An 8,884-nucleotide genomic window follows, 5' to 3' on the forward strand; every position below is an offset into this window, starting at 1 on the left:
CCTTCAGCTTGCCCTCAACAAACGACGGGGCAATGAACTTTCCGGCCGACAGCTTGATCAGCTCCTTCTTGCGATCGGTGATAAAGATGAACCCGTCATCATCGCTGTGGCCGATATCCCCAGTCTTGAAGAAGCCGTCCTCGGTAAAGACCTCTTTGGTTGCCTCCGGCTTATTCCAGTAGCCCTGGAAGACCGACGGCCCCTTCACTTCCAGTTCACCATCGTCGGCGAATCGCACGACAATATTGGTAAGTGGCTTGCCGATAGAGCCAACGCGGTTGTAGATGGGGTGGTTCAGTCCAATCACCGGAGATGTCTCCGTCAGGCCGTACCCCTCCAGAATCCTGATATTCGCTGCGGCAAACCAGTTGGCATTGTCCAGGCCAAGCGGGGCGCCACCTGAGATATAAAGGCGTACACGTCCGCCGAAGGCTTCCTTGATCTTCGAAAAAACCAGCTTGTTGGCGAGCTTCCAGAGAGGGCTTGCCGGTGTTTTCCCAGCCAGCACTGTCTCCCGATGCTTCTTCCCTTCGCCGATAGCCCAGGCAAAGATCTTCGCCTTCACCGGAGAGGCCAGCGACTTGGTCTCTGCCGAGTGCCGGATGCGCTCAAAGACGCGTGGCACGGCCACCAGGATCGTCGGTTTAACCGTCTGCATCGCAGGTGGCAATCGGTCCAGACGAGACACATAGGCCAGTACGCAGCCATTGGCGTACATCTCGTAATCGAGAATACGGGCGGTGATGTGCGAGAGCGGGAGGAAGCTGATGCAGGAGTCAGCCGGATTGAAATCAATAAACTCGACCGTGTAGTTGATGTTCTGCGCAATGTTGTTGTGCGTCAGCATCACGCCTTTGGGCTCGCCCGTYGTACCCGAGGTGTAGACGATGGTGGCCAGGTCCTCAGGCTTTGCTTCGGCCAGTTTGGCGTCGAAAGCGGCATCACGAGCCAGATCTTTGTCCGCATCGGCCAGCAGGCTGCTAAAGCTTTCGGCGCCCGGAAACTCCCCGGCGTCCATTACGATAACCCACTCAATGCCGGATGTCTTCTCGTGAATCGACGCCAATTTCTCATACTGATCCTTCGTGGAGACGACTGCGATCCGCGCTCCGGAATCGTTGAGCATATAGGTGGTCTGCTCGGCGGTCAGCGTCGGGAACAACGGAACGCCGACCGCTCCTATGGCGAGCGCGGCAAAGTCCGTCACCGCCCACTCCCATCGGTTTTCACTGATGAGAGCCACGCGGTCGCCCTTCTTGATACCCCACGACTCCAGCGCCTTCGCAAAGGCGCGTACGCGGGCATAGAGCTGGGCGGAGGTAAGGGGGCGCCACGAGTGATCGGCTGCCTGGGTAAGAACAACCGTGGTGTCGCCCTTGGAGGCGGCGCGGAGGAAGAGGTCGTTTAGGGTACGGAGGTCGAGGATCATCGCCGAAAGAATGATACCGAAGACAGGTTTCAGGAATTCGTCATCCTGGCTGAATCCTCTCAATTTTCAGCAAATATGGAATCCGGCGCGATACTCTCGGTCCTGGAGGTTCCTCCTCCGCTCGTAACAGGACGACGAAACAGAAAGCCACCTGCGCCCCAATCAAGGGACGGGCTTCGGAAGCACAGAGATCCGGACAGCCGCCGCATTCTGGAGATGTCGGTCAAGTATCAGTTCTAAGAAACGCAAAGCGGGGCAAGACATAGCCTTGCCCCGCTTTGTCTCGCTGAACTAATTTGTGCCACAGCCAGGGCTTCCGGGGAGATCGGCTGTCTTCTTCGCGACGACTGCTCCAGGAGGAAGCCAGAACTCTACGCCTCCGCCTGGTTGGTCGAAGGCCGGAGCGACAACTCCCATATATGCGATGATTCCGCTTCGCACGTTGTCAGCATATGCGAGACAGGAAGGCTCATTCGGAAGTGCAAGCTTCTGCCGGATCGACGCGGCATCGAGCAGTTTTCCATTGCTTGTAACTGTGGACAGAGTGAACTGAAGTCGGTTGATCCCGGAGTCGAGATGGAAGGATCCGAGAGGCATCCAGGAATTGCCGGCCACGCCCACCCTGTCTGGGCGGCCTGCGGCTGCGTTGCTGCGTTGACTTGAGTGTGGGGTAGGCCGCCCATCCAACCAGCAGAAATGAGCGTGAAAAAAGCAGTGAACAGAACTCGCATCCTGAATATCTCCTCAGCGTCGGAAGCATCGTGACTGTTTGCTGTCAATGGACGTAGAACGTACGTCCACATCAGATTTTGAACTGCGATGGCGACTGTATCACGTCCCCGGATACAGTCCAACGAAATTCCTCTACCCCAGGCTGCTCTTGCCCTCATTCACTTCTGAGAGCCACCATCGGGTCGACGCTGGCTGCCCGGCGTGCTGGGATCAGTGATGCCAACAGCGCTGCCACCGCAAGCAGGACAACCGCTGCCGTAATCATCACCGGATCCCAGGGCTTTACACCGAAGAGCTGGTCGGTCATCAACTTGCCTGCTCCAATGGCCGCTGGAATGCCGAGCGCTAGTCCCACTGCGATCTGTAGGAAGGCATTGTGCAGCACCATGCGCACCACGTCACCGCGGTTAGCGCCAAGTGCCATCCGCACGCCGATCTCGCTTGTCCGCTGCTCCACCATATACGCCATCACGCCATACAGGCCCACGGCCGCCAACGTAAGACCGAGGACGCCGAAGAGCGTAGTTAGGGTCGCGATCATGTTCTCTTGTTGGAAGTCGGCACTTACGACCTTCTTGTACGGATCGACACCGTAAAGCACAAGGTCGGGATCGATACTGACCAGCGCCTTCCTCACCTGCTCTTCCATACCAGTAGGAGCTCCCGGAGCCCAGATCACGATGTTGTAGAGATAGTGAGACCAGGTCTCGCCGGCCATGAACGCCGTATCGTCGTACTGCACCGTCTGCGTCTCCGGCACCCAGAACATCGGACGTACCGGATCTTTGTAGTCGTAAGTCATGTAGCGCATATCGCGCACAACACCGACAATCTCAAGCGTGCCCGCATATTTGATCTTGTCGATGCCGAAGTGCTGACCGATGGGATTCTGATTCTTGAAGAATCGTTTGGCGAAGGCTTCGTTGATCACGGCAACCTTACGTGTCGTCGAGGTATCTTCTTCACCGATCGAGCGGCCGAGAACCATCTGTGCACCGACAGTTTCAAAGAAGCCGGGCATCACGCGAGACCAGCCCGCTCCGGTGTCTTCCTTCGCTCCTGGCTCCGGCCTGCCCTGAATGCGTATACCATCATTCCAGCTATCGCCCGTCATCGGAGCATAGAGAGCCGGCGCGACCATGTGCACACCTGGAATCTGCATCAGGCGGGTGTCGATCTTTCGGAACATCGGTTCCAACTGGTCTGGCTTATAGTTGCCCAGCATCGGGTTGATCCACACGATATACCGGTTCTCTGTCTCGAACCCGAAGTTCTGGTGCTCCAGATTTCGCAGGCTTCGGCCCAGCAGAGCCGCCGTCGAAAGCAGCACCAGGGACATCGCCGCCTGGCCGATAACGAGCGACTTCTGCGTCCAGGAGCTTCTTCCACCCACGGAACGATTCGCTCCGCGCAATGCGTCTACAGGGTTGGCGTGTGAGGTCATCCAAGCAGGTGCGATGCCGAAGAGGATTCCCGTCAGTACAGAGATACCCAGCGTAAATAACAGCGCCGGAATCGATGGGGTCGCACTGATGGGCACGAAGTTGTTGGAGTTTCCACGCTCCAGAGCCAGATACAGAATCAGCCTGGTTCCGGCATAGGCTACAGCGACTCCAGAGATACCTCCAATCAAAGCCAGAGTAACGGCCTCGACCATCGCTCTGCGTACCAGGCGCCGCCGGGATGCTCCCAGGGCCGTCCGGATAGAGGTCTGTGCTCTGTCTTTCAGGCCGCGCGCCAGCATCAGATTTGCCAGGTTCCCACAAGCAACCAGCAGGACACACCCGGCCGCGATCAGCAGCAGCCTCAACCCAGCCTTGTACTGATCCCGCATAGCAGCGACTCCCGACCCGCCAGGAATCAGGTGCAGCGTCTGTTGCTGCCAAAGCTGTTTTTCACCAGGCTCCATATCGGGTACATGACTTGCCAGCCAGTCATGAAACTCCACGCGCAGCTTCGCTTCGAGCGTCCTCGAATCGACACCGTGGCGAACTCTTCCGATCAGATCGAGGAAGTTGCCATTGGGCCGTTTCAACCGCGACGTGGCGCCGTCGATCATGATCTCAGTCGTCAAAGGAAGCCAGAAGTCCGGCATGCCTCCGCCGGCGAGCTTGGCGCCATAAAATCCGGGCGGAGCCACGCCGATCACCGTAAAGGAATGTCCATTGATCTGATAATTTGCGCCGACGACAGAAGGATCGGAGCCGTACTTCTCCTGCCAGACGTGATAGCTCATCACCGCCACAGGCGATGCGGACTCCTGGTCATCCGCGTCTGTCATCAGGCGACCGATCCATGGCTGCACGCCGAGAGTGCGGAAGAAGTTCCCGGAGACATACTCTCCGTTGCGTGTATCCGCCTGCGCCTGGGAGCCGGCTCTGCGCACACCGAGCGCGGCATTCCCGGCCTGCAGCGCCGCAAGATCACTGAACTCCGGCGTATGCGCGCGAAAGTTCTTGTATGCCTCCCAGGAAAAGAGAGAGAAATCTCCATCGCTGCCCTGCGTATATCCGCCCCAGTTGCAGCAGCGGATCTTGTCACCGATCCTCCAGAGCTCTTCCGGCTTGGCAACCGGCAGCGACTTCAACATGACCTGGTGCACCAGGGTGAAGATTGCGGTGGTCGCACCGATTCCAAGGGCCAGGGTCACCACGGCCGTCACCGCAAATGCCGGTGCCTTCTTTAACTGCCGAAACGCGTCCCGCAGGTCTGCCAGCATCATCCCCTCCAAAACCGCTTAGGAGTCTCTAAAGTCTCTTTGCAGTGGCTATACGGAAGGAATTGCCTTCCGGTTCCCTTGAACCAGACAAAGAAGCCGGCTGATGACGAAGGCATTTCAACGGTGCTATATCACTGAGAAAACAGAACGGCCCACGACGAATCCAACGGCATCCAGCGTGGCTCTGAAAACCACGTCGTCGGCATATCCGGTATATGTGCCATGCCATGCCCTTGAGCGCAGAGCAGTTCCGTGCCATACCAGTTCAGGAAGGCGGCGGAAGGCTGCCCAACTCGAGCCGGATGTCCCAGCTTTCGCAAACAGCATGGGCAGCGATGCCGGTTGCTGCGCAGTGTCAGCCGTATCGTTGGCAGTAACAGCAGGAAGGCAGCAAACGCCTGTGACGCAGTTGCATCTTCCGGCCGCGAAAAAGTCATGCTCATCGCGATCGCCAGTGAACCGAGATAGGCGGAGGCAAGCAACAGAAGGACCTGTACGCCTACAAATATTGCCGGACGCCAGCGCAGGCGCATTGGCATCCGCAAAGCATTTTCACGAGCGAGAGGCCGCGTTCCGGCCAACGCGAATAGCAAGATCACACACGCAAACAGAAATGCTCTGCCAGGCATGAGAACACGTTCTTCCAGCGGCTTAACGTCAATATGGACAGGAGGCCGCCTGCTCTGTGTCACGGCAAAACCCAAATTGATATTGGGTGCACCAGGAGCCACGGCGGCCAACACACGCCCGTGCATACCCGCCGGAAGCCGATCTGCCAGAACAATCGCCTCCGGATCGTCCCACAACTGCAGCGTCGTGCGTGGAAGTATTCCCTGGACGCGGACCATGCTCGCACCGAGACGCACCTGTGACGGATACCCTAACCGTTTCGCAGCCGCATAACTTAGATACATTCCACCCGCGGCAGAGTGACCCAGCCCTAGCATCCGTATCAGGTTGGATGAGGCGGTCGCGACACGCAAGTGCTCACCGTTGACATACCGTTTCTGGACCACATAGAACGCAAACTCGTCGAAGAGCGACTGCCGCCGCCGCGTCCATTCGGCGTACGTCGCGTAGGAGATTGCGGGATGCTCCGCATCCTTCAGCAGCACAATGGATGATGGGGCGTTATAACTCCGGCTCAGCAAGACATCCCGGGAACCTGGAACATACACAGCGGCACACGCCATGACCAGGAACGCCGCCAACGGAAAAGCAAGAGGCTGAATCCAGGTTTGCGTCCAAATCCGGGATTGCAGCCAGGGCAGCGTCACGGACCACCCTGCCGGCGATTCCATTTCAGGCAGCGTGCGTATTTCCCGAACGTCGGCCAAGGCTCCGCGGAGTAGATGGAGAGCCGAAACCCACCCGCACTCACTCCGTACATGCCACAGCTCGGCATTCCATTCGGACAGCCACGTGTATCTCCGCTGGGCGGGCAGGAACAGAGAAAGCAATCGCAGGTAGACATTCATACGCGCTCCTTCTCCTCTGCCGGCGCGGTGAGTGCTGCCAGCAATGGATACCGACTGCGCGAAGCCTCCAAAACAGGACGCGCGGCCGCGGTCGTCTTGTAATACTTGCGTGGCGGACGCTGCTCTTTTTCGGCAATCGCTTCCGCTTCCCACTGTGATCGGATCAGCCCCTCCGCTTCGAGCCGCCGCAACGCCGGATATACGGTACCCGACGGCAACCCGGTGCTCTCCATGATGGAGAAGCCATAACGATAGCCGACCGCAATCGCATGCAGAATCAGGGCGGCGGTGTGCGAAAGCTTTCCGGTCTCAGCCATGCGCAAAAGCATACCTATGTAGCGATCTACTTGACAAGTGGGGCGGCTTCCCCYTACAAGTTATGCAGTTTGCTACATAGGGGTACCGACATGCTTGAGGTCAGAAACCTGACGAAGATCTACCGGGGCCTTCCCGCGATTGAATCCATCAATTTCACCATCCGCCCGGGTGAGGTGGTCGGTTATCTGGGCCCCAACGGCTCTGGCAAGTCCACCACCGTAAAGATCATCACCGGGCTGGTACAGCCTACGGAAGGCGGCGTGTTCTTCCAGGGCGGAAATATTCGGCATCAGTTGGAGCGATACCGGGCCACGCTGGGATACGTCCCCGAAGAGGCCCATGTCTACACGCACCTGACCGGTCTTGAGTATCTGCAACTTGTCGGCCGCCTGCGCGGGATGTCCGAATCCCTGATTGATGCCCGCGCTCATGTGCTGCTGCGTCTCTGGGGACTCGAAAGCTGGCGTCACAGCCCGATTGCGCTCTACTCCAAGGGGATGAAACAGCGCATCCTGCTCTCCGCTGCCCTGCTGCATAACCCGTCACTTCTTGTCTTTGACGAGCCCCTCAGTGGCCTCGACGCGCGGAGGCCATTGCCCATGCCTGAGAGCACAGTTCTCGATCTACGCCACGATCCGGTCTCGCCCACGGCACGTATGCCTGGCCGGCTGGAGATTCTCATCCGCCACCTTCTCGCCCGCCTTTGTCAGAACGAGATGCTTTCGATCGATGGCGATATGAGCCGTGCGTTACAAACAGCATGGGCGATGGCATTGCCACAACTTCTCGCTTCACTCATCAGCTTCCCTGTCTATCACCAACCCCATGGATCTGCGACACGAGGCTATTGGCCACAGGCTGGTGATCACTACTTTTTCATTGCTTACGCACTCTTTGTGATGGGGGCGATCGCCGTCTATAGCTGGGACGTTCTCTTCCCCGATGCGATCGATGTCTTTGTCCTGGCGCCGTTACCTCTACCGGCGCAGCAACTCCTTAGTTCCCGTATCCTCGCTGTTGCTATTTTCCTGGCCGCGACCTTGCTTGCCACCAACGCACTCGGGATCATCTTCTTCCCGCTTGCCGCCGGTCAACCGCAGATTGTGCATCACATTTTCGCGCATTTCGCCTCCGTCCTTTTCGCCGGAGTCTTTGCCTGCACACTGGTGCTCTCTCTTCAGGGCATCCTTCTCACGTTCCTATCAGAACGACTCTTCCAAAAGATCACGCCTGTCCTGCAGACACTGGGAATGCTGATTCTCTTCGCCTTACTGTCAACCTTTCCATTGGTGGTGGGCGCCCTGAAAGCTCTGCTTACAAGTTCCTCCCACTGGTCCCTGTGGTTTCCACCTTTCTGGTTCCTTGGCATCTATCAGCGCATCATGTACGGCGCTGCTCCGCCCTTCGACCTACTTGCGATGCGCGGCATCATAGCAACCCTTATTACGATCACCATCAGCTGCGTTACATATCCAATCGCCTATCGCCGTAAAGTTCGTCTCGTCATGGAAGGCTCTGCTGCTACAGCACAGCGCAGAGGCCTCTTCAACACCATCACGGACATCATTGTCCCTTTTATCGTGCGTAACCCTATCCAGCGCGGCGTCTTCCGGTTTATCGGACAGACACTATGGCGATCGCGCCGTCCGAGAGCGATGATTGCTATCTTCCTGAGCATCGGCATCGCGCTAGCATTCGCCAGCATGATCACAATCGAGCCGTCCGGCATTGGGTTCCGCTACGACGGAGCACTCGTCTCGATTGCCATCGTCGCTTTCTGGCTCACATTCGCTCTGCGTGCGGCGTTTGCTTCCCCCGTCGATCAGCGTGGGAGCTGGATCTTTCGCTCCATCCTCGGCCGGGAAAAATCTCTCGTTCTCGATGTCCAAAAGCACTGGACCGTCTATGCGGTCCTGTTCGTTTCGACTGTGCTCTCAGCAACATTCTTAGCCTGTGGCGCTATCTCCATCTCCCAGTTTCTCCTGGCTGTTCTGATCTGCACGGCCGTCGCCATCCTTGCGACCGACTTCTACGGACGCCACGCCAGCGCTATTCCATTCACGCAGGCGATGAAGACGACGCAGCACGAACGCCCTCTGGCCGCAGTTCGTTATCTGGTGGTCTTTCCTTTTCTTATGAAATGGGAGGTGCGCTGGATGCAGATGAACCTTATCTGGCTGTCATTCCTCCTGCTCGATATGTATATCC

General features: G+C 57.8%; 6 protein-coding genes. 1 reads left to right on the forward strand and 5 read right to left on the reverse strand.

The features are described 5' to 3' along the window. The 5 genes from AB4043_RS12665 to AB4043_RS12685 all read right to left on the reverse strand — a co-directional run. Positions 1 to 1,492, reverse strand: a 1,492-nt coding sequence (locus tag AB4043_RS12665; protein WP_442307195.1) for an AMP-dependent synthetase/ligase, incomplete at its 3' end; no start/stop codon positions are given. Positions 1,493 to 1,720: 228 nt separating this feature from the next. After that, a complete protein-coding gene (locus tag AB4043_RS12670; RefSeq protein WP_442307196.1) occupies positions 1,721 to 2,026 on the reverse strand; it encodes a hypothetical protein in 306 nt (101 codons plus the stop codon). Between the two features lie 289 nt (positions 2,027 to 2,315). Continuing rightward, positions 2,316 to 4,883 (reverse strand): ABC transporter permease, encoded by a 2,568-nt coding sequence (locus tag AB4043_RS12675; protein WP_442299753.1) that lies wholly within the window; start codon positions 4,881 to 4,883, stop codon positions 2,316 to 2,318. A gap of 128 nt (positions 4,884 to 5,011) precedes the next feature. Beyond that, the gene (locus AB4043_RS12680; RefSeq protein ID WP_442299754.1) at positions 5,012 to 6,358 is read right to left on the reverse strand and encodes a hypothetical protein; all 1,347 of its coding nucleotides are present in this window, start codon (positions 6,356 to 6,358) and stop codon (positions 5,012 to 5,014) included. After that, positions 6,355 to 6,675, reverse strand: a complete 321-nt coding sequence (locus tag AB4043_RS12685) for a PadR family transcriptional regulator (protein WP_147648251.1) — start codon at positions 6,673 to 6,675, stop codon at positions 6,355 to 6,357. The genes AB4043_RS12680 and AB4043_RS12685 overlap by 4 nt, the downstream gene beginning before the upstream one ends. 90 nt (positions 6,676 to 6,765) lie before the next feature. On the opposite strand from AB4043_RS12685, the gene AB4043_RS12690 reads away from it, so the two are divergent. Continuing rightward, the coding region (locus AB4043_RS12690; protein ID WP_442307197.1) for an ABC transporter ATP-binding protein at positions 6,766 to 8,884 on the forward strand (2,119 nt) is incomplete at its 3' end.

The organism is Terriglobus sp. YAF25 (genome assembly GCF_052113305.1).
GTDB lineage: Bacteria > Acidobacteriota > Terriglobia > Terriglobales > Acidobacteriaceae > Terriglobus.

Excerpts from the sequence above, each read along its gene's own strand:
- AB4043_RS12685 (WP_147648251.1), bottom strand. The coding sequence starts at position 6,675 with ATGGCTGAGACCGGAAAGCTTTCGCACACCGCCGCCCTGATTCTGCAT.
- AB4043_RS12680 (WP_442299754.1), bottom strand. The coding sequence starts at position 6,358 with ATGAATGTCTACCTGCGATTGCTTTCTCTGTTCCTGCCCGCCCAGCGG.
- AB4043_RS12670 (WP_442307196.1), bottom strand. The coding sequence starts at position 2,026 with ATGCCTCTCGGATCCTTCCATCTCGACTCCGGGATCAACCGACTTCAG.
- AB4043_RS12675 (WP_442299753.1), bottom strand. The coding sequence starts at position 4,883 with ATGATGCTGGCAGACCTGCGGGACGCGTTTCGGCAGTTAAAGAAGGCA.